The 20,347-nt window shown below is 74.3% G+C and carries 21 protein-coding genes; 8 read left to right on the forward strand and 13 right to left on the reverse strand.

The window, feature by feature from the left end; translation table 11 throughout:
• Positions 1 to 45: 45 nt before the first annotated feature.
• The 6 genes from C0216_RS01765 to C0216_RS01790 all read right to left on the reverse strand — a co-directional run bounded on the left by C0216_RS01765 (position 46) and on the right by C0216_RS01790 (position 5,065).
• Positions 46 to 537, reverse strand: coding sequence for a DUF3180 domain-containing protein (locus C0216_RS01765; RefSeq protein ID WP_114053546.1), 492 nt, complete (start codon positions 535 to 537; stop codon positions 46 to 48).
• 62 nt (positions 538 to 599) lie between these two features.
• A complete protein-coding gene (folK, locus tag C0216_RS01770) occupies positions 600 to 1,208 on the reverse strand; it encodes a 2-amino-4-hydroxy-6-hydroxymethyldihydropteridine diphosphokinase (protein ID WP_114053547.1) in 609 nt (202 codons plus the stop codon).
• Positions 1,205 to 1,564, reverse strand: a complete 360-nt coding sequence (gene folB, locus C0216_RS01775; protein WP_350205391.1) for a dihydroneopterin aldolase — start codon at positions 1,562 to 1,564, stop codon at positions 1,205 to 1,207. Before folB ends, folK begins: the two co-directional genes overlap by 4 nt.
• A gap of 128 nt (positions 1,565 to 1,692) precedes the next feature.
• The gene (locus C0216_RS01780; RefSeq protein ID WP_114053549.1) at positions 1,693 to 2,136 is read right to left on the reverse strand and encodes a nuclear transport factor 2 family protein; all 444 of its coding nucleotides are present in this window, start codon (positions 2,134 to 2,136) and stop codon (positions 1,693 to 1,695) included.
• A 43-nt stretch (positions 2,137 to 2,179) separates the two neighbouring features.
• Entirely contained in the window at positions 2,180 to 2,980 is an 801-nt protein-coding gene (gene folP, locus C0216_RS01785; protein ID WP_114058391.1) for a dihydropteroate synthase, read from the reverse strand.
• A 225-nt stretch (positions 2,981 to 3,205) separates the two neighbouring features.
• Positions 3,206 to 5,065 carry a phosphatidylglycerol lysyltransferase domain-containing protein gene (locus tag C0216_RS01790; RefSeq protein ID WP_114053550.1) on the reverse strand — a complete coding sequence of 620 codons (1,860 nt, stop codon included), beginning with the start codon at positions 5,063 to 5,065 and terminating at the stop codon, positions 3,206 to 3,208.
• A gap of 155 nt (positions 5,066 to 5,220) precedes the next feature.
• Between C0216_RS01790 and C0216_RS01795 the strand changes: the two genes are divergently transcribed.
• A complete protein-coding gene (locus tag C0216_RS01795; protein WP_114053551.1) occupies positions 5,221 to 6,330 on the forward strand; it encodes an alpha/beta hydrolase in 1,110 nt (369 codons plus the stop codon).
• A gap of 96 nt (positions 6,331 to 6,426) precedes the next feature.
• On the opposite strand, the gene C0216_RS01800 is transcribed toward C0216_RS01795, so the two are convergent.
• Positions 6,427 to 7,464 (reverse strand): ABC transporter ATP-binding protein, encoded by a 1,038-nt coding sequence (locus tag C0216_RS01800; RefSeq protein ID WP_114053552.1) that lies wholly within the window; start codon positions 7,462 to 7,464, stop codon positions 6,427 to 6,429.
• Between the two features lie 163 nt (positions 7,465 to 7,627).
• On the opposite strand from C0216_RS01800, the gene C0216_RS01805 reads away from it, so the two are divergent.
• From C0216_RS01805 to C0216_RS01820, 4 genes are all read left to right on the forward strand, one after another.
• Positions 7,628 to 8,350, forward strand: a complete 723-nt coding sequence (locus tag C0216_RS01805; RefSeq protein WP_114053553.1) for an ABC transporter permease — start codon at positions 7,628 to 7,630, stop codon at positions 8,348 to 8,350.
• 2 nt (positions 8,351 to 8,352) lie between these two features.
• Positions 8,353 to 9,018, forward strand: a complete 666-nt coding sequence (locus C0216_RS01810; protein ID WP_114053554.1) for an ABC transporter permease — start codon at positions 8,353 to 8,355, stop codon at positions 9,016 to 9,018.
• A gap of 45 nt (positions 9,019 to 9,063) precedes the next feature.
• A complete protein-coding gene (locus C0216_RS01815) occupies positions 9,064 to 10,038 on the forward strand; it encodes an ABC transporter substrate-binding protein (RefSeq protein ID WP_114053555.1) in 975 nt (324 codons plus the stop codon).
• 89 nt (positions 10,039 to 10,127) lie between these two features.
• Complete coding sequence (locus C0216_RS01820) at positions 10,128 to 11,261, forward strand: hypothetical protein (RefSeq protein WP_114053556.1); 1,134 nt, start codon at positions 10,128 to 10,130, stop codon at positions 11,259 to 11,261.
• A gap of 65 nt (positions 11,262 to 11,326) precedes the next feature.
• Here C0216_RS01820 and C0216_RS01825 read toward each other — a convergent pair whose 3' ends face one another.
• Genes C0216_RS01825 through C0216_RS01835 form a run of 3 tightly spaced genes read right to left on the reverse strand, consistent with a single transcriptional unit; the run spans position 11,327 to position 13,664 of the window.
• Positions 11,327 to 11,542 (reverse strand): hypothetical protein, encoded by a 216-nt coding sequence (locus C0216_RS01825; RefSeq protein ID WP_114053557.1) that lies wholly within the window; start codon positions 11,540 to 11,542, stop codon positions 11,327 to 11,329.
• Between the two features lie 43 nt (positions 11,543 to 11,585).
• A complete protein-coding gene (locus C0216_RS01830; RefSeq protein WP_114053558.1) occupies positions 11,586 to 12,491 on the reverse strand; it encodes an arylamine N-acetyltransferase family protein in 906 nt (301 codons plus the stop codon).
• 30 nt (positions 12,492 to 12,521) lie between these two features.
• Positions 12,522 to 13,664 (reverse strand): NADH-quinone oxidoreductase subunit D, encoded by a 1,143-nt coding sequence (locus C0216_RS01835; protein ID WP_114053559.1) that lies wholly within the window; start codon positions 13,662 to 13,664, stop codon positions 12,522 to 12,524.
• A 31-nt stretch (positions 13,665 to 13,695) separates the two neighbouring features.
• Here C0216_RS01835 and C0216_RS01840 point away from each other — a divergent pair, with 31 nt between their 5' ends.
• Together C0216_RS01840 and C0216_RS01845 are read left to right on the forward strand one after the other, a co-directional pair.
• Complete coding sequence (locus C0216_RS01840) at positions 13,696 to 14,187, forward strand: PH domain-containing protein (protein WP_114053560.1); 492 nt, start codon at positions 13,696 to 13,698, stop codon at positions 14,185 to 14,187.
• On the forward strand, positions 14,184 to 15,593 hold the full coding sequence (locus C0216_RS01845) for a PH domain-containing protein (RefSeq protein ID WP_428985382.1): 1,410 nt from the start codon (positions 14,184 to 14,186) through the stop codon (positions 15,591 to 15,593). The genes C0216_RS01840 and C0216_RS01845 overlap by 4 nt, the downstream gene beginning before the upstream one ends.
• Positions 15,594 to 15,624: 31 nt before the next feature.
• Here the strand turns inward: C0216_RS01845 and C0216_RS01850 are convergent, their stop codons facing one another.
• Together C0216_RS01850 and C0216_RS01855 are read right to left on the reverse strand one after the other, a co-directional pair.
• Positions 15,625 to 16,299, reverse strand: a complete 675-nt coding sequence (locus C0216_RS01850; RefSeq protein ID WP_114053561.1) for a response regulator — start codon at positions 16,297 to 16,299, stop codon at positions 15,625 to 15,627.
• A gap of 23 nt (positions 16,300 to 16,322) precedes the next feature.
• On the reverse strand, positions 16,323 to 17,522 hold the full coding sequence (locus C0216_RS01855; protein WP_114053562.1) for a sensor histidine kinase: 1,200 nt from the start codon (positions 17,520 to 17,522) through the stop codon (positions 16,323 to 16,325).
• Between the two features lie 106 nt (positions 17,523 to 17,628).
• Between C0216_RS01855 and C0216_RS01860 the strand changes: the two genes are divergently transcribed.
• Positions 17,629 to 18,603, forward strand: coding sequence for an SAM-dependent methyltransferase (locus C0216_RS01860; protein ID WP_114053563.1), 975 nt, complete (start codon positions 17,629 to 17,631; stop codon positions 18,601 to 18,603).
• A 108-nt stretch (positions 18,604 to 18,711) separates the two neighbouring features.
• Here C0216_RS01860 and C0216_RS01865 read toward each other — a convergent pair whose 3' ends face one another.
• The gene (locus C0216_RS01865) at positions 18,712 to 20,265 is read right to left on the reverse strand and encodes a M28 family metallopeptidase (protein WP_114053564.1); all 1,554 of its coding nucleotides are present in this window, start codon (positions 20,263 to 20,265) and stop codon (positions 18,712 to 18,714) included.
• Positions 20,266 to 20,347: the final 82 nt, after the last annotated feature.

Consider the following 20,347-nt stretch of genomic DNA (forward strand, 5'->3'; position numbering starts at 1 on the left):
TGCCGCCCGGTGGCCCGCGGCCGCCGGGCGGGGCCGCGGAGGCGGTCAGGCCCGGGAGGGCGCCTGCGGCGGGGCGGTGTCGTCGTCCTCGGGGAGCTTCAGGACGCGCTCCAGGAACAGGGCGGCGGCGATGACGGCGATGCCTGCGAGGACCGAGAACGCCGCGTACCAGGCCTGGTCCCGGCGGGCGGGCACCTCCAGGCCGTCGGCGAGGAGGAAGACGCCCACGCCGCCGTACATTCCCGCGACGAGCGCCGCGACCAGCGCGCTGGCCTGCCCGAAGACCAGCGCCCGGGCGGCCATCAGCGGCTCGACGCCCTTCGCGTCGGGGCGGCGCTCGCGCTGCGCCTTCAGCCGCGAGCGCAGCGACAGCGCCGTGGCGAGCAGCACGACGGCGATCACCCCGAGCACGACGGGCGCCGCCAGGGGGACGCCGGGCAGGCTGCCGTAGGCGTTCCACAGCCGGGCGCCCGCCCAGGACAGCACCCCGGCCACGGCGAAGATGCCCGCCAGGACGGCCGGCTTCAGTTGCTTCACGTGCCTGCTCCCCGCTTTTCGCGCCGGTTCCCCCGGCAGTCTGGCAGTGACCAGGCTAACGACTACTCGGGGAGGCGGAGTTCCAGGTCGGGGCGCGGCGTGACGCCGCCCCGGCCGAGCCCGTCCAGCAGGCCGGCGACGGGCCCGCGGCCGGGGATCCGCGCCTCGGGGTCGACGTCGTGCCAGGGGGCCAGCACGAAGGCCCGCTCGTGGGCGCGCGGGTGCGGCAGGGTGAGGACGGGGTCGTCGGAGACGACGTCCGCGTACGCGACGATGTCGACGTCGATGGTGCGGGGCCCCCAGCGCTCCTCGCGGACGCGGTCGAAGGCCTCCTCGATGGCGTGGCCGCGCTCCAGCAGGGAGGACGGCGGCAGGGTCGTCTTCACCAGCGCCACCGCGTTCAGGTACGAGGGCTGCGAACCGGGCTCGACGCCCCACGGCTCGGTCTCGTAGACGGGCGAGACGGCCTTGACCCGGATGCCGGGGGTGTCGCCGAGGGCGTCGACGGCGCCCTGGAGGGTCTCCATCCGGTTGCCCAGGTTGGAGCCGAGGGCGATGACGGCCCACTTCGGGTTGGACAGGGTGACGTCGGCGGCGTCGACGGCTTCGACGACGGACGCCGGGACCGGCTGGACGGTCGGGTCGCTCTGGGCGTTCAGTCCGTTGTTCACGCGCGGCTCCGGGTGATCGTGATGGTCACGTCGTCGAAGGGGACGGTGATCGGCGCGTCCGGCTTGTGGACGACGACCTCCACCTCGGCGACGGCGTCGTGCTTCAGGCACTGCCGGGCGATCCGCTCCGCCAGGGTCTCGATGAGGTCGACGGGCTCGCCCTCGACCACGGCGACGACCTCCTCGGCGACGACGCCGTAGTGGACCGTCTTCGCCAGGTCGTCGTCCGCCGCGGCCGGGCGGGTGTCGATGTGCAGCACGAGGTCGACGATGAAGGTCTGGCCTTCCTCGCGCTCCCGGGGGAAGACGCCGTGGTGCCCGCGGGCCTTGAGGCCGCGCAGCGCGACACGATCCACGCGAATCACTCCTGCTTCGTAGTGCTTGCGGTCCGGGACTCCCCGGATCCTTGGGCCTGCGCCGAGTGCGGTCGGCGTCGTCCGCCGTCGAATCTACCTGCGAACGGGCCCCCGGCCTGCCCTCGGGGTCAGCCGGAGGCCTCCTCGTCGTCCTCGTCGGTGTCCGCGAGGACCGGGGACCCGTGGTGGGACCACAGGCGCCAGCCCTCGGATGTGCGTCTGAACACATTCGTGGCGACGACGAGCTGGCCGACGAGCGGGCCGAGTTCCCCGCCGTCCTCGGCAGGGCCCCCGCTGAGGATGTTCTCGGTGCACGTCACCAGGGCCGTGTCGCCCAGGACGGCGACCTTGGTGTCGGTGAGGAAGAACTGGATGTAGTCGGTGTGCGACATGATCAGCGCGTACGAGCGCAGCACCTCGCCGCGGCCGGTCAGCACGGGCCACCCGGGGTGCACGCAGGAGACCTCGTCCTCCAGCCAGAGCGCCGACATGGTGTCGAAGTCCCCCTGCTCCATGGCCTCGTAGAAAGCCGTGTTGACCTCTTCGACCGCTTCGATGTCGGTTCTGCTCACCTTGCCCCTTTCCAGGTGGTTCGAGCCTCGGGCGCGGGACCGGTCACAGAGCCCCTTCCACGGCGCGGGCCACCCGAACCGCGTCGGCCGTGGCCCGTACCTCGTGGACCCGGACGGCCCAGGCCCCCTGGTGGGCGGCGATGGCGGAGACGGCCGCGGTGGCGGCGTCGCGCTCGCGGGCCGGCGGGGGCGCGGCGTCGGCGGCGCCGGCCAGGATCCGGCCGAGGAATCGTTTGCGCGAGGCGGCGACGAGCAGTGGGAAGCCGAGGGCCCGCAGCTCGGGCAGGTGGGCGACGAGGGCCAGGTCGTGCTCGGCGTTCTTCGCGAAGCCGAGCCCGGGGTCGACGACGAGCCGCTCGGGGGCGATGCCTCCGGCGACGACGGCGTCGATGCGGTCGCGGAGCTCGGCGGTGACCTCGGCGAGGACGTCCCCGTAGACGGCGAGGCTGTTCATGCCGGCGCTGAAGCCGCGCCAGTGCATCACGACGAAGGGCACCTCGGCAGCGGCGACGGCGGGCACCATCGCCGGGTCGGCGAGGCCGCCGCTGACGTCGTTGACCAGGCGGGCGCCGGCCGCGACGGCCCGGGCGGCGACGGAGGCGCGCATGGTGTCGACGGAGACGGTGACGCCCTCGGAGGCGAGGCCGCGGACCACGGGGACGACGCGGCGCAGCTCCTCCTCCTCGTCGACGCGGGTGGCGCCGGGGCGGGTGGACTCGCCGCCGACGTCGACGAGGTCGGCGCCGTGGGCGACGAGGTCGAGGCCCCGCTTGACGGCGGCGGTGGTGTCGAAGAAGCGGCCCCCGTCGGAGAAGGAGTCGGGGGTGACGTTGACGACGCCCATGACCCCGCAGCGGTCCCATTCCGGCAGGCCTGCGACCTGGCCCCTGCCGACGGCCCCGTGCGTGTTGTTCATGGTCCCAGGGTAGGGCTGCCCCGCTGCGGGCACGGCCCGGGCGGTTTCCGGCCCGGGGAGCGGGGGTGCGCGGCCCCCGGAAACACGGAGCCCGGCCCCCGGGCGGACCGGGGCCGGGCCGTGCGTACGGCTGCTGCGGCGCAGCCGCGAAGGTCAGGCCGCCTGGACCTCGCGCTCCGGGGCCTTGGCCGGGGCGGCGGCGGTCCGCAGGTGGGCGTGGGCGCAGTCGCGCACCGGCCTGGGGCGGCGGCGGGCGGCGAAGAGCCGCGGCAGGGCCAGCGTCACGAAGCCCTCGGCCTGCATGGCGGCGAAGCCGATGCGGGGCAGGTCGCCGGTGCTGCGGAAGACGACGAAGCGGGGCTCCCAGCGGGGGCGGAACTTCGCGTTGAACTTGTACAGCGACTCGATCTGGAACCAGCGGGAGAGGAAGACCAGCAGGTTGCGCCACATCCGCAGGACCGGTCCGGCGCCGATCTTCTCGCCGCGGGCCAGGGCGGAGCGGAACATCGCGAAGTTCAGGGAGACCCGCTCGATGCCGAGGGAGGGGGCGGCCTCCAGGGAGGCGACGATCAGCAGCTCGTTCATGCCCGGGTCGGCGGCGCGGTCGCGGCGCATCAGCTCCAGCGACATGCCGTCCCTGCCCCACGGCACGAAGTGCTGGATGGCCTTGAGGTCGCCGAAGGGGCTGGTGTCGCCCTCCTCGGTGCGGTGGGCCGTGGCGATGATGCAGTCGCCGTCCTCCGGGTCGCCGACCCGGCCCAGGGCCATGGAGAAGCCGCGCTCGGTGTCGGTGCCGCGCCAGGCCTCGGCGGCGCCGCGGACCTGCTCCAGCTCCTCCTCGGTCAGGTCGGCGACGCGGCGGACCTTGGTGGTGTAGCCGTTGCGCTCGATGCGCTTCACCATCTGGCGGACGTTGCGCATGGCGCGGCCGGTGAGGGAGAAGTCTTTGACGTCGACGATGGCCTCGTCGCCGAGCTCCAGGGCGTCCAGGCCGGTCTCGCGGGTCCAGACCTCGCCGCCCGTCTCGCTGCACCCCATGACGGCGGGGGTCCAGGAGTGGGCCTTGGCCTCCTCCATGAACCGCTCGATGGCGCCGGGCCAGGCCTCGACGTCGCCGATGGGGTCGCCGGAGGCGAGCATCACGCCGGAGACCACGCGGTAGGTGACGGCTGCCTTGCCGCTGGGGGAGAAGACGACGGCCTTGTCGCGGCGCAGCGCGAAGTGGCCGAGGGAGTCGCGGCCGCCGTGCCGGGCGAGGAGTTCACGCAGCCTGGCTTCGTCGTCGGCGGTGAGGCGGGCGGCCGGGTGCTCGGGGCGCAGGGCCAGGTAGATGGTGGTGAGCGCGGTCAGCATGCCGAGGGCGCCGAGGGAGTAGCCGACGGTCCAGGACACCCGTCCGGCGTAATCCACGGGTCCTTCGAAGCCGAACAGGCCATATACCACGTGGGTGATCTGCTCGTAGATCCCCGGGCGGCCGACGACGCGGCCGGGGTGGGAGTTGACGATGACGAGGCCGAGGCCGATGGAGCCGGCGCTCATCAGCACGAAGTTGGTCAGCGCCTTCCAGCGGCTGCGCGGGTCGGGCAGCGCCTTGAACTCGCCGTGGTGGCGCAGCAGGAGCGCCAGCAGCAGTGCGGCGATGACGACGCCGGCGATCGAGTGCCGGTACGTGAACTGCGCCACGGCGCCCGCGGGCAGCAGGACGACGGCGGCCCGCCAGGCACGGCGCTTGCGCCGCTTCAGGGCGTGCGCGAGCAGGAGGAGGAGCACGCCCGCGCTGATGGACAGGGCGGCGGCGAAGGGGCCCAGCGAACCGGGCAGCACCTCGGTGACCGCGTGGATCCGGCTGTGCCTGAACCGCGGGAAGACGCCCGCGGCGATGTCGAGGAGGCCGACGATCGTGACGGCCGTACCCACCAGCCCGGGGACCGATTCAGGCCGTGGTCCGCGGAGGATTCGGCGCACCCCGCTCGGAACCTGTCCCGACTTATCGCCATCTATCCTGCTAGACATCGCTTCCCGTTGCTCCGCGAGAGATCATGTGGCCGAAGGCCGCGACGACAGCCTCCGGAGTGTGGTGCGTCCCCTAGGACGACGCCCGGGCCGAGCGGGTTCACTCTTTCGCCGAGAAAATCCAGTCCTGCCATCAGAAAGTCGACTGACTGCTCATGGGTCTCACCAGTAACACGGTTCTGGCGCTGGCCGTCGCCGCCGGTGTGCTGCTCTTCGCGGCCACCGTCTACCTCTGGCCCCGGCTCTCGGGCCGCACATGGCGTGCGATGCTCGGCCGGATCGGCCTCCTGCTGGCCACCCAGCTGGCGATCTTCGCGGCGGTGGGCCTCGCGGCGAACCAGTCGTTCTCCTTCTACGGCTCCTGGGCGGACCTGCTCGGCAGGGAGACCTCCGTCGGCAAGGTCGTCGACCACTCCCTGAGCAGCAAGGACATCAAGGTCGTCGACAAGCAGAAGCTCGACGTCCCGGGCGGCGCCCAGCCCCAGGTGGGCGGCCAGATCCTCAAGGTGTCCATAACCGGGGAGAAGTCGAAGATCACGAGCCCCGGCTACGTGTGGCTGCCGCCGGAGTACTTCCAGCCGCAGCACAAGGACGCCAACTTCCCGGCGTCCGTCGTGCTGACGGGCTACCCGGGCACTGCGGAGAACCTGATCAAAGGGCTGAACTACCCGATGACGGCCTTCAAGCAGGCCAAGGCGGGCAAGATGAAGCCGATGATCCTGGTCATGCTGCGCCCGACCGTCGCGCCGCCGCGGGACACCGAGTGCGTCGACATACCCGGCGGCCCGCAGACGGAGACCTTCTTCGCGCAGGACCTGCCCCAGGCGATCCAGAACACCTTCCGGGTCGGCAAGAAGCCCGAGAACATGGGCTTCATCGGCAACTCCACGGGCGGCTACTGCGCCCTGAAGATCGCCGCCCACTACCCGCAGACGTTCGGCGCCGCGGCCGGCCTGTCCGCGTACTACGAGGCCCCGAACGACGCCACCACGGGCAACCTGTTCCAGGGCGACGAGAACCTGAGGAAGCGCGCCGACATCCTGCACAGCATGGAGCGCAGGCAGCCGTCGGGCACCTCGTTCCTCGTCACCAGCAGCGAGCAGGGCGAGCCCAACCTGGAGGACACCCGCAAGTTCATCAAGCTGGTGAAGGGACCGGACCGGGTCTCCTCGATCATCCTCGACAGCGGCGGCCACAACTTCAACACCTGGCGCCGCGAGATCCCGCCCATGCTGGTGTGGATGAGCAACCGCATCCAGGCCTGACCGCCGCCCCGGCGAGCACCGGGGCGGCGCCTTCACACCCCGGACGAGACCGGCCCCCGCGGCCGGTCTTCCGTGTCTCCGGGGCCCGTCGCCGCGTCAGGAGCCGCCGCGGACCCCGGCGTCCGCGGCCCCGCCGGCTTCCCCGGCCTGCCCGGACTCCGCAGTCTCCGCAGTCTCCGCGGCCTCCGCACGCCGCAGCGCCCGGTGCACGCCCTGCGGGGTCAGGACGCCCGCGAGCCGCCCCGACTCCGGGTCCGCCACGCCGATCCGCCCCGCGTCCTGCCGGAGCAGCGCGGCCAGCGCCTCACGCAGCGAGGACCCCAGCGGCACGGTGGCCGCCGGGGCCGGCCCCCCGGCCGCCGGCTCCAGGTCCGCCGCCCGGACGGGCGTGACGGCGAGCCGCTTCAGGCTGCGGTCCGCGCCGACGAAGGAGGCCACGTACGCGTTGGCGGGCGCGCCCAGCACGGCGGCCGGGCGGTCGAACTGCTCGATGGTGCCCGCCCCGTACACGGCGATGCGGTCGCCGAGCCGGACCGCCTCGTCCAGGTCGTGCGTGACCAGCAGGATCGTCTTGCGCACCGTCTTCTGCAGGGCCAGGAACTCGTTCTGCAGGCGCTCGCGGACCACCGGGTCCACCGCGCCGAACGGCTCGTCCATCAGCAGCACCGGCGGGTCCGCGGCGAGCGCGCGGGCCACCCCGACGCGCTGGCGCTGCCCGCCCGACAGCTGCGCGGGGTAGCGGCCCCCGTACACGGACGGGTCCAGGCCGACGAGTTCGAGGAGTTCGGCGGCCCGGGCGCGGGCGGCGGCCTTCGGGGTGCCGACGAGCTGCGGGACGGTCGCCGTGTTCTCCAGCACCGTCTTGTGCGGGAAGAGCCCGACCTGCTGGATGACGTAGCCGATGCGGCGGCGCAGCTGCACCGGGTCGGCGGCCGCGATGTCCTCGCCGCCGAGCAGGATCCGGCCGGAGGTCGGCTCGACCAGCCGGTTCACCATCTTCATGGTGGTCGTCTTGCCGCAGCCCGACGGGCCCACCAGGGTGACCAGTTCTCCCTCGGCCACCTCGAAGGAGAGGTCGTCGACGGCCGTCGTCCCATCGGCGTAGCGCTTGGTCACGTGCTCGAATCTGATCACCCTGCCATCCTTGCGCACCCGCGGCGCGGACGCGTGACGGGATGTGACGGAAGTGCTGCCCTTGTGCGAATGGTTCCGGCCATCCGGGGAAGCGGGGGATAGGGTCGCGGAGTACGCCCGATCCGGACGGGCGTACGAGAGTCGGCAGGTGAGGGGGTGGGCGATGGCCGGGCAGGGCTGCCTGGTGGCGAACGACTGGCTGTGCTGGGAGTACGTCGCCTCCCGCTCCGAGGAGCTCACCGACGCCGCCGTCCAGCACGTGTGGATCACCGCGGCCTCCGTCCTCACCGGCCTCGCCGTGGCCGTGCCGCTCGCCCTGCTGGCCCGCCGGGGCCGGCGCTGGGCCGCGCCCGTGCTCGGCCTCACCACCCTGCTCTACACGATCCCGTCGCTGGCCATGTTCTCGCTGCTGCTGCCGCTGTTCGGGCTGTCGGCCGCCCTCGTCGTCACCGGCCTCGTGCTGTACTCGCTGACGATCCTGGTCCGCAACACCCTCGCCGGGCTGGAGGCCGTCCCCGAGGAGGTGCGGGAGGCCGCCCGCGGCATGGGGTACGGGCCGGGCCGGCTGCTGTGGCAGGTCGAACTCCCGCTCGCGATGCCCGCGCTGCTCGCCGGGGTGCGGATCGCGACCGTCTCCACCGTCGCCCTGACCACCATCGGCTCCATCGTCGGCAAGGGCGGCCTCGGCAACCTCATCGCCCCGGCCGTCAGCAGCAACTTCAAGGCCCAGGTGCTCACCGCCTCCCTGCTGTGCGTCCTGCTCGCCGTCGCCGCGGACCTGCTCCTGCTCGGCGTGCAGCGGCTGCTGACGCCGTGGGCGCGCGCGGCCGTCGCCGACGGCGCCGACGGCGGGCGGCGGCGGGGACCGCGGAACGGGGAGGTCTGAACGTGGGCGTACCGGGCGGAGTCCTCGACTGGCTGGCCGACGGCGCCAACTGGTCGGGCGAGAACGGGGTGTGGCACCGCCTCGCCGAACACGCCCTGGTCAGCGGCACGGCGCTGGCGCTCGCCTGCGCCCTCGCCCTCCCCGTCGGCCTGTGGCTCGGCCACACCGGCCGCGGCGGGGCCCTGGCCGTGAACCTCTCCAACATCGGGCGCGCCGTGCCGGTGTTCGCGGTGCTCGCGCTGTTCATGGTCTCGCCGCTGCGCAGCGCGGGCCACGTGCCGACCGTCGCCGCGCTCGTCCTCTTCGCCGTCCCGCCGCTGCTGACCAACGCCTACGTCGGCGTGCGCGGGGTGGACCGGTCGGTGGTCGAGGCCGCCCGCGGCATGGGCATGTCCGCGGGCCAGCTGCTCCTGCGGGTCGAACTCCCTCTGGCGCGGCCGCTGGTGATGACAGGAGTGCGGTCGGCCGCCGTGCAGGTCGTCGCTACGGCCACGATCGCCGCGATGGTCGGCCAGGGCGGCCTCGGCCGGATCATCACGGCCGGGTTCAACACCTACAACACCGCCCAGGTCGTGGCGGGCGCCCTCCTCGTGGCGGGCCTCGCACTGCTCGTCGAGGGCGCCCTCCTCGCCGTCGACCGGCTGTTCCCGCGCCCGGCGGCGCGCTGACGCGGCCGCCCCCGCCCGTATCCACCGCCCCCTGGAGGAGCACCCATGAGCAAGCCCGTCCGCACCCTCGGAGCCGCCCTCGGGGCGCTCGCCCTGGCCGCCTCGCTCACCGCCTGCGGCGGCGACAGCCTGGAGAAGAGCAAGGACGCCGCGGCCTCCGGCGGGGCGGGCGGCGGGAAGGGCACCCTCGTCGTCGGTGCGGCCGGGTTCACCGAGTCGAACGTGCTCGCCGAGCTGTACGCGCAGGTGCTGCGCCACGCCGGCTACACCACCTCGGTCACCACGGTCAACAACCGCGAGCTGTACGAGCCTTCGCTGGAGAAGGGCGAGATCGACGTCGTGCCCGAGTACGCCGCCACCCTCGCCGAGTTCCTCAACGCCAAGGTCAACGGGCCGAACGCGCCGCAGGAGAAGCCCGTCGCGTCCAGCGACGCCGCGGCGACCGTCGCCGCCCTGGAGAAGCTGGCCGGCCCCCTCGGCCTGAAGGTCCTCCCGGCGGGCGGGGCGGTCGACCAGAACGCCTTCGCCGTGTCGAAGGAGTACGCCGCGAAGAACAACCTGAAGACCCTCTCCGACCTCGGCAAGTCCGGCCTGCCGGTGCGGATCGCCGCCGGCGACGAGTGCTCCGTACGGCCCTTCTGCGCGCCCGGGCTGAAGACGGCGTACGGGATCACGGTCTCCGGCATCGACCCGAAGGGCGTCGGCACCCCGCAGGCCAAGCAGGCCGTCAAGGACGGCGCGGCCCAGCTGGTGCTCACCACCACCACGGACGCGACGCTCGACAGCTACGGCCTCGTCCTGCTGGAGGACGACCGGAAGCTCCAGAACGCCGACAACGTCCTGCCGGTGGTCAACGCGAGGGACGCGGGCGCGCCCGAGGTCGCGGCGGCCCTCGACGGCCTGACCCGGACGCTCACCACTGCCGACCTCGCCGACCTCAACCGCAGGGTGGACGCCCTGCGGGAGAAGCCCGCGGACGTCGCGAAGGCCTACCTGAAGGCCAAGGGCCTGGCCGGCTGACGGCCGCGCGGGCACGGCAGGCAACGGGCGGGGAACAGATTGCCCGCCGACACCCCCACATGCCCCCCACGCCCTGTAAATTTCTGGCCATGCCCCGTGGACGCCACCGCAATCCCGAACCCCTGCACCGGCTGCTCACCCCGACGGCCGTCGCCGGTGTGTCCCTCGCCGGCGCGGCCGCGGCCTGGCTGGTCGACCAGCTCCTGGTGCTGCGGCTGCTCGCGGCCCTCGCGGCGGCCGCGGGCATCGCAGGAGCCGTCCTCATGCGCAGCTGGGACCGCGCCGCGGGCCGGCGCGTCGCCGAGCTGGCGCGCGAGCGCGTCAAGGACGAGTGGCGCACCGAGGAGCGGATAGCCGAGCTGGAGGCCGCCCTCGAAGAGGCCCGCGTCCTGCGCGGCAGGCTCGACGGCAAGCTGCGGGCCAAGCGGGTCGAACTCGCGGGCCTGCGCGGCGAGCACGCGGCGCTGCTGCGCCGCTACGCCACCGCCGAGACCGAGCGGGCCAGCGCACTGGAGGGCCGCCGCCTCCTGGCCATCGAGGCCACCGCGGCCCCGGCCGACGCCCCCAGGGAGCTCCCGGCGGTCACCGAGGAGCGCACGTCGAGCGGGGCCCCCACCTCCGTCGGGTACGCGCGGGCCCACGCCGCGCTCGCCGCCCTCGCCCGCAGGGCCGAGCAGCGCGCCGCCGGTCCGGCGGCCATCGAGGCCGGGCCCGCCGCCCCGCAGGATGCCGCCCCCGCCCCCGCGTCCCCCGCCGAGCCGGTGGCGCCCGCCGAGCCCGCCGCGCCGGCGCCGCCTGCGGCGGCCGGGGAGGGCGCCGCCCTGCCTGCGCGCCGCCCCGCCGCACCCGTCGCCCCGTACCAGGCCGCGCGCCGTCCGGCGCCCCGCACGATGGGCGGCTTCGACTTCTTCGGTACGAAGAGCGCCGACCGGGCGCGCGCGGCGATCGAGTCGGTCCAGGACGAGGACCTCGCGGACGTGGTCGGCGCCGAGGCCCTCGAAGCCCACAAGGCGGAGACCGACCGGGCGGCCGCGGTGCCGCAGGCCCGTCCGGCCGCCGCCGAGCGCGGCGAGCCGGCCCAGGCCGGAGCACGCGGGGCCGGTCAGGACGCGCCGGGGCAGGGCGAGGCAGGCCAGGACGAGGCCGGTCAGGTCATCGACCTGACCGAGCACGACGAGACCGAGCCGATCGACGTCGTCCGCCTGCGCAGCGCCATCTCCTGATCCGCGCCTCCCGCCCCCGGCCGCCCGTATCCGCCAGGCTGCCCGGCCCCGCGTGCCGCCCCTGCTCAGAACAGCGGCAGCTGGCCGGGCAGTTCCGGCAGGACGAAGCCGTCCAGCGTCGGCGCGGACGCGCCGAGCACCACCCGGGCCCGGGAGCCGGGGCAGGACACCAGGGCGCCCCGGTCCCGCCCGGCCGGCGGGTCGTGCCGGGCGATCCGGCCGGCGGTCACGGCGCAGTCGCGCCCGCAGGAGGGGCAGGCGCGTCGGGGTGAGTGGGACATGCCCCCAGTCTGCCCTGCGGCACCGACACTCCGCCCGGGCCGGCTAAGGCCCGTCGGACTCCGCCCGGGAGGCGAGCCACGCCTCGTGTGCCCGCTCGACCCGCTCCCACAGCGCCGCCCGGTCCTCCTCGGTCAGCCCGCCGAGGTCGCGGCCGAACAGCCCGCCGACCACCGACCAGAACTCGCCCGGCGTCCCCAGCACCCGCTCGGTGTCCCCCTTGACCGGGTCGGTGCGGTGCAGGACCCGCCCGCGCAGGGCGTCGACGCCGTCCGCGTCGCGCCGCAGCATCGCGAAGGTCCGTACGAAGCCGGAGTCCTCCGCGGTGGACAGCCGCGCGTGGACGGCCTCGAAGTCGGCCGTCGCGGCCGGCGCCGACAGGAAGTTCACCACCGGGCACGGAGCGGCCTCGTTCGTGTACCGCCAGCCGGGCGCGTCTCCGCCGAGCGGCTCCAGCCCGTACGCGAACGCCCCCTGCCGGTGGGTTCCGGTCCGCAGCGGCAGCGGCTCGTGGGGCCCGTCGCCCAGCCCGGCGTCGACGAGGAACTCCCCGCCGTCCACGCGGACGGTCAGCGCCAGGTGGTCGCCGCTGACGTCGCGCCGCTCGCGGTCCGCGGCCCCGAGCACGCCCGCGACGTGGCGCGTCACGTCGAAGCCCAGCTCCTCCAGCAGCAGCGCGAAGGCGCCGTTCAGGTGGAAGCAGTAGCCGCCGTGCCCGGCGGCGAAGCGGCGCGCGGACAGCGCCGGGTCGATGCCGGGCGGCCGGCCCAGCTGGATGTCGATGTTCTCGTACGGGACGCGCTCCAGGTGGGCGCGCTGCAGGGCGAAGAGGGTCTCGGCGGTGGGGCGGGGCGGCCGGGCGAAGCCGAGCCGCCGCAGGTACCCGCCGATGTCCTCCGCGGGCGTGCCGCCGCCGTCGCCGGCGGGGCCGGTGCATATGCCTGAGGTCATCCCCGCACCCTAACGGGCCCTGGGCGCCCGCTACTTGTCGATATCGCCGACGACGAAGAACAGCGAGCCGAGGATCGCCACCATGTCGGCGACGAGGGTGCCGGGCAGCAGCACCGACAGCGCCTGGATGTTGTTGTAGGAGGCCGAGCGCAGCTTCAGCCGGTACGGCGTCTTCTCGCCCTTGGAGACGAGGTAGTAGCCGTTGATGCCGAGGGGGTTCTCGGTCCAGGCGTAGGTGGCGCCCTCGGGGGCCTTCAGCACCTTCGGCAGCCGCTGGTTGATCGGGCCGGGCGGCAGCTCGGCCAGCCGGTCCAGGCAGGCGTCCGCAAGGTCGAGCGCGTTGTGGGTCTGGTCCAGGAGGCACTCGAAGCGGGCCAGGCAGTCGCCCTCGGTCCGGGTGACCACCTCCAGGACGTCCTGGAGCTCACCGTACGCCAGGTACGGCTCGTCGCGGCGCAGGTCGAAGTCGACGCCGGAGGCGCGGGCGATCGGGCCCGAGACGCCGTACGCGTGGACCGCCTCGGCCGACAGGACGCCGACGCCCCGGGTGCGGCCGCGGAAGATCTCGTTGCCGTGCACCAGCTTGTCGTAGACGTCCATGCGGCTGCGGACGTCGGCGACGGCGGCGCGGGTGCGGGCGGCCCAGCCGGCGGGGAGGTCCTCCTTCAGGCCGCCCACCCGGTTGAACATGTAGTGCATGCGGCCGCCGGAGACCTCCTCCATGACGGCCTGGAGCTCCTCGCGCTCCCGGAACGCGTGGAAGATCGGTGTGATGCCGCCCAGCTCCAGGGGGTAGGAGCCGAGGAACATCAGGTGGTTCAGGACCCGGTTCAGCTCGGCGAGCAGGGTCCGCGTCCAGACGGCCCGCTCGGGGACCTCCATGCCGAGCATCCGCTCGACCGCCATGACCACGCCGAGCTCGTTGGAGAACGCCGACAGCCAGTCGTGGCGGTTGGCGAGCATGACGATCTGCCGGTAGTCGCGGGCCTCGAAGAGCTTCTCCGCGCCGCGGTGCATGTAGCCGACGACGGGGTCGGCGCTGACGATCCGCTCGCCGTCCAGGACGAGGCGCAGCCGCAGCACGCCGTGCGTGGAGGGGTGCTGCGGTCCGATGTTGAGCACCATGTCCGTGCTCTCCGCCGCGCCGCCGATGCCGACCGTGGTCTCCGTCATGCGGGCATTGTCGCAGTCATAGGGTGGACGCATGGAAACGGGGACGAAGGACGGGACGGGCCGGCCCGAGTGGGTGCGGCTGCCCGGGGGACTGCTCGGTCTGAGACGGCTGCTGCTGGTGCTGTGGACGGTGCCGCCGGCTGTCGTGAGCGCTGTGGTGCCCGCGCTGCTCTGGGGGCCGGTGTGGGCGGTGTGCGGGGTGTTCTGGCTCGCGGTGCTGGCCTGGGGCTGGTGGCTGCTGGAGCGGAACTGGCGGTCCTGGCGGTACGCCGAGCGCGCCGACGACCTGCTGATCGGCCGCGGGGTGCTGTGGCGGGAGGAGACCGTGGTCCCTTACGGGCGGATGCAGCTCGTCGAGGTGGCCTCGGGGCCGCTGGAGCGCCGCTTCGGGCTGGCCTCCCTCCAGCTGCACACGGCGGCCGCGGCGACGGACGCGAAGATCCCCGGGCTGGCGCCGGCCGAGGCCGAGCGGCTGCGGGACCGGCTCACCGAGCTGGGCGAGGCCAGGTCGGCGGGCCTGTGACCGACGGACCCAGCCGCCGCTGCGGCCCCTCCGACCCCTCCGGCGCGACCGACCCCGTGCCCGGGGAAGCCCCCGCGCCCGCCGCCGCGCCGCCCCCGCCCGCCGGTGAGCCGGGCGCCGAGCAGCGGCTGCACGTGCTGACGCCGCTGCGCCGCGCCTGGGTGCCGATCGCCGCCACCTTCGGCATCGCCGCCCAGCAGGGCGACCGCGTGGCGGAGTGGGCCGGCGGCCTCTCCCCGGTGGTGCGGGCCGCCGTGCTGGCCGCGTTCGTCGCGTTCTTCGCCGCGTACGGCTTCCTGAGCTGGTGGTTCACGCGGTACGCGGTCACCGCCACCGAGCTGCGCATCCGCAGCGGGCTGCTCTTCCGGCGCACCGCCCACATCCGGCTCGACCGCATCCAGGCCGTGGACGTCACCCGGCCGCTGCTGGCCCGGGTGGCCGGCGTGGCCAAGCTGCGGCTCGACGTCATCGGCACCGAGGACAAGGACGAGCTGGCCTTCCTCGACGAGCGGACGGCCGTCGCGCTGCGCGCCGAGCTGCTGGCCCGCGCCGCAGGTTTCGCGCCCGAGCAGGCCGCATGCGTGGGGGAGGCACCGCAGCGCGAGCTGCTGCGGGTGCGGCCCCGGGACCTGGCGGTCGCGCTCGCGCTGACGCTGTCGGCCTGGGCGGCCCTGCCCGCCGCGGCGGCCGCCGCCTTCGCCGTGTCGTGGTACGCGGACGGCCCGTGGGCGTTCGCCGCGCTCCTTCCCGTCCTGGCGGCGGCCTGGGCGGGCACGTTCGGCCGCTTCCTGGAGGAGTACGACTGGCGGGTCGCCGAGTCCCCGGACGGGCTCCGCCTCGACCACGGCATGCTGGACCGGGCCCACGAGACCGTCCCGCCGGGGCGGGTTCAGTCCGTGCGGATCGTGGAGCCGCTGCTGTGGCGGCGGCGCGGCTGGGTCCGCGTCGAGCTGTCCGTCGCCGGTTCGAAGAACGGGGTGCTCGTCCCGGTGGCCACCCGGGCCGCGGCCCGGGAGCTGATCGCCCGGATCCTGCCGGGCGCCGACCCGGAGGCCCTGGAGTTCGCGCCCGCGCCGCGCGGCGCGGCGCGCTGGGTGGTGCCGGTGTGGTGGAAGGGGTACGCGCTGGCGGTCTCGCCGGAGGTCTTCGCGGCCCGCCACGGCCGGCTGTGCCGGCGTACGGACATCGTCCCGCACGCCAAGGTGCAGAGCGTCCGGCTCACGCAGGGACCCTGGCAGCGGGCCCGCGGCGTGGCCGACGTCCACGTCGACCACGGGGCCGACGGCACGGTCACCGCCCGGCTGCGGGCCGCGGACGAGGCCGCCGCGCTGCTCGCCGCCCAGGCGGACCGCTCGCGGACCTCCCGGGCGGGCGCCCGCCCGGACCGCTGGATGGCCGCCGGCTGACACCGGGCCGGGCCGGCCGCGGGGCGGGCGGTTACGCGGCGCCGCCGCCGGCCCGGACCAGGCCCGACTCGTAGGCGAGGACGACGACCTGCACCCGGTCGCGCAGGTTCAGCTTGGTCAGGATCCGGCCCACGTGCGTCTTGACGGTCGCCTCCGACAGCACCAGCCGGGCCGCGATCTCGCCGTTCGACAGACCCTGCGCCACCAGCAGCATGACCTCCCGCTCGCGCTCGGTCAGCCGCTCGATCTCCTTGTTCTGCGGCTCCTGCGTGCCCGTCGGCAGCATCGGGGCGAACCGGTCCAGGAGCCTGCGCGTCGTCGACGGCGCCACCACGGCGTCGCCGCTGTGCACCGAGCGGATCGCGGCCAGCAGCTCCGCCGGGGGCACGTCCTTCAGCATGAAGCCGCTCGCGCCGGCCTTCAGGCCGGAGAAGGCGTACTCGTCCAGGTCGAAGGTGGTCAGGATGATGACCTTCGGGTGCTCGGGGGCCGCGCAGATGCGCCGCGTCGCCTCCACCCCGTCCAGCCGGGGCATGCGCACGTCCATCAGGACCACGTCCACCTTGGTGGAGCGCAGCACCTCCAGCGCCTCCAGGCCGTCGCCCGCCTCGGCGACGACCTCCATGTCGGGCTGGGCGGCGAGCACCATCCGGAAGCCCGTGCGCAGCAGCACCTGGTCGTCGACCAGCATCACTCGGATGGACATCAGTTACCTCGACCTCGTCCTCGTCAACTCTTCTTGAGCGGAAGCAGCGCGCTGATCCGGAAGCCGCCGCCGGGACGCGGGCCCGCGTCCAGGGTTCCGCCGACCATACCGACCCGCTCGCGCATGCCGATCAGCCCGTGCCCGGCGCCGTCGGCGCCGCCGTCCTCGTACATCTCGTGCGCCGCGCCGCGGCCGTCGTCCTCGACGAGCAGCCCGAGGCCGTCGTCGAAGTACACCAGGCGGACGCTCGCTCTGGCGTCCGGGCCGCCGTGCTTGCGGGTGTTCGTCAGCGCCTCCTGCACGATCCGGTAGGCGGTGAGCTCGACCCCGGTGGGCAGCTTGCGCGGCGCGCCCTCCACCTCGAAGTCGACGTCGAGGCCGGCCGCGCGCACCTGCTCGACGAGGACCTCGATCTGCTCCACGTCCGGCTGGGGCACGTAGTCCTCGGACTCCTGCGGCTCGCCGGTGCGCAGCACGCCCAGCAGGCGGCGCATCTCGGCGAGCGCCTGGCGCCCGGTGCCGGAGATCGTCTGGAGGGCCTCCTTGGCCTGCTCCGGCGCGACGTCCATGACGTACGCCGCCCCGTCCGCCTGGACCACCATCACCGAGACGTTGTGCGCGACGACGTCGTGCAGCTCGCGGGCGATCCGGGCGCGCTCCGCGGCCACCGCGACCTTCGCCTGGGCCTCGCGCTCCTTCTCCAGCCGCTGGTTCCGCTCGACGAGCTCGGCGTAGTAGGCGCGGCGGGTGCGCAGGGAGTCGCCGAGCACCCAGGCGAGCGCGAAGGGGACCATGGCGAACAGCGTGAACAGGACGTTCGCCGTGCTGTCGCCCTTGTCGACGGGGAAGCGCAGTGAGTAGAGCGGGGCCGCGGCCAGCCCCGTGCCGAAGGCGGCCCGGGACAGGGACCGCGGGACGGCAGCCGAGGCGGCCACCGTGTAGAGGACGACGAGCATGCCGAAGTCGGCCGTGTGGATCGGGACGCCGGCCAGCAGCTGGTAGGCGCCGGCGCCCACGGCGAGCGCGAACACCGACCGGGTCCACCGGCGGCGCAGGGCGACGGCCGCGCCCATGGCGGCGACCGAGGGCACCGCGAGGAGTTTGGCGGCGGAGCCGGAGCCCGAGCCGGCGACCTCGAGCAGCGCGATCCCGCACAGGAGGACAGCCCAGAAGGTGTCGACCCCCGTGGGGTGTCTGCGGAAGAAGTCGTAGAGGCGCTGCACGTAATCAGGGTAGGAAGACGGGATAGGTGCTGGAGTCAACCACAGGGGCGATCCGTCCTCCGGACGTGTACTCCGCAAGGTGGAGGCCGAGCTTAGCCTGTGGAGGATGAGCACTGAGGACGGACGCCGCGGCCCGGTCGGCTGGCGCGCGGCGATGGAGGCGGCGCTGTACGGGCCCGGCGGCTTCTACGTGCGCCCGGGCGGACCGGGCCCCGCCGGGCACTTCCGGACCTCCGTCCACGCCTCCCCGCTGTACGCGCGGGCCGTGGCCCGGCTGCTGTGCCGGGTCGACGGGCAGCTCGGCCGGCCGGACCGGCTGGACCTGGTCGACATCGGCGCCGGGCGCGGGGAGCTGCTGGCCGGGGTGCTCGCGGCGCTGCCGCAGGAGACGGCCGCGCGGGTGCGCCCGTACGCGGTGGAGAAGGCGGGGCGGCCGGCCGGGCTGGACCCGCGGATCACCTGGGCGGCCGAGCCGCCGCGGGGCGCGGTGGGGCTGCTCTTCGCCAACGAGTGGCTGGACAACGTCCCCCTGGACGTGGCCGAGGACGGGCGCTACGTCCTGGTGGGCCCGGACGGCGCGGAGACCCCGGGCGGGCCGGTGGACGGCGCCGACCGGGATTGGCTCGCGCGCTGGTGGCCGGGGCCGGGCCGGGCGGAGATCGGCCGGCCGCGGGACGAGGCGTGGGCGGCGGCCGTCGCGACGCTGGACCGGGGCCTGGCGGTGGCCGTCGACTACGCGCACACCCGTGCGGGGCGGCCCCCGCACGGCACGCTGGCCGGCTTCCGGGAGGGCCGCCAGGTCCCGCCCGTGCCGGACGGCGGCTGCGACGTCACCGCGCACGTCGCCCTCGACTCCTGCGCCGGGCCGGGCGCGGTGCTGCTGACCCAGCGGGAGGCGCTGGCCGCGCTCGGCGTCTCGGGGGCCCGGCCGCCGCTGGCCCTGGCCTCGTCCGACCCGGCCGCGTACGTACGGGCGCTCGCGGCGGCCGGGGAGGCGGCCGAGCTCACCGCCCGCGGCGGCCTCGGCGACTTCGGGTGGCTGGTCCAGCCGGTCGGCGTGGAGGCCTGGCCGCAGGCCTGAGCGGCCTTCCCGCGGACGCGCGGCGGGGCCGGGCGGTGACGTGCACCGCCCGGCCCCGCCGGACCGTTCCCGCAGGCCGGCTGCCGCCGGCGCTGCTCAGCCCCGGTCCTACTCGGTCACCTCGTGGCCGTGGCCGTCGTGGAGGCCGCCGCCGCTGCCGGCGTTGCCGCCGGTCGGCTGCGAGACCACCGGGCGCGACAGCGGCGCCAGGTCGTGGGCGTAGTGGCCGACCGCGTCCGCGATCACGTCCACGTTGATGTCCAGGGCCTTCTTGTCGATGTTGGACAGGTCGTCGCCCGCGGCGTGGTAGTTCGGGTCGTAGGCCTTGCCCGCCTCGCCGCCGAACTTCGCCGCCTGCGCCGCGGTCTTGATGCCCTCGGCGCCGGTGAAGGTGCCGCCTGAGGGGATGCCGACCTCGATGAACGGGCCGTAGTCCGAGCGGCCCGTGAAGTCGGTGCCCTCGTGCGGGATGTTCTTCGAGTCCAGGAAGTCCGTGATCCCGCGCTCCAGCTGGGCGGAGCCCTCCGGGCCCGGGCCGGCGCCGACGCCGTCGGAGTCGTCGCCGTCGTAGACGAAGTAGGCGGCGTTCGGCGAGCCGATCATGTCGAAGTTGAGGTACAGCTTGATCTGCTTCTTCTGCGCCTCGGTCAGGCCGCCGACGTACGCCTCGGAGCCGAGCAGGCCGAACTCCTCGGCCGACCACCAGGCGAACTTCACCTTGTTCTTGACCTTGTTCTGGCTGCTCGCCAGGCGCTGCGCCACCTGGAGGATGCCGGCGGAGCCCGAGCCGTTGTCGTTGATGCCCGGACCGGCCGCGACCGAGTCCAGGTGCGCGCCGAGGAAGACGGTGTTGTTCTCGTCGCCGCCCTTCGTCTCCGCGATGACGTTGAACGTCTTGCGCTGCTCGCGCAGCTCGCGGATGTCCAGGGTGACCTCGACCGGGCCGGCCGCGGCCTCGGCGGCGAGCTTCTCGCCGTCCGCCTGGGTGACGCCGCCGGTCGGGATCTTCCCGGCGGCCGGGTCGCCGAGGGTGCCGTTGAGGGCGCCGTCGGTGTTGTTGTAGATGACCGCGCCGACCGCGCCGGCGGCCGCCGCGTTGGCCTGCTTCACCGCGAAGGTGCAGCCGCCGCGCTTGACCAGGGCGATCTTCCCGGTGAAGGCGCCCGCCGCGAAGTCGCCGGGCTCGCAGCCGTTGGTGCCGTCGGCGTCGACGGGAGCCGCGGCGAGCTGCGCCGTGATGCCGTCCTCGGGGCCGCTCGCGGTGTACGTCATCAGGTGGATGGGCACGTCGCGGCCGTTCGCGCCGTTCACCTTCAGGGATTCCGCGACCGTCTCGACGTACGTGAACTCGAACTCGTTGCGGGAGACCTTGTAGCCCGCGTTGCGGAGCACCGATTCCACGTACTGGGCGGACTGCACGTGGCCCTTGGAGCCTGCCGCGCGGTGGCCGTTGTTGTAGTCGGCGATCGACTGGAAGACCTTCAGGTGGTTGTAGGCGCCCTTGCCGGTGGAGTCCTTGACCAGCTTCCTGGCCAGGGCGTCGGCGCGGGCGGCGTCGCTCTGCGGGCTGGTCGCCCCGGCCGGTCCGGCCAGGAGCAGGGGGGAGGCGAGGGCGGCGGCAGCCAGGGCGGCGGTCGCGGCAGCTATACGGCGTGACGGCATGAAGGTCCTTCCACGACGGGTGCGAGCGGACACACGGAAGCGAAACGCGCTACGTGGGGGGAGTGGTGGACGCACGTTATAG

Origin of the sequence: Streptomyces globosus (genome assembly GCF_003325375.1) — a bacterium.
GTDB lineage: Bacteria > Actinomycetota > Actinomycetes > Streptomycetales > Streptomycetaceae > Streptomyces > Streptomyces globosus_A.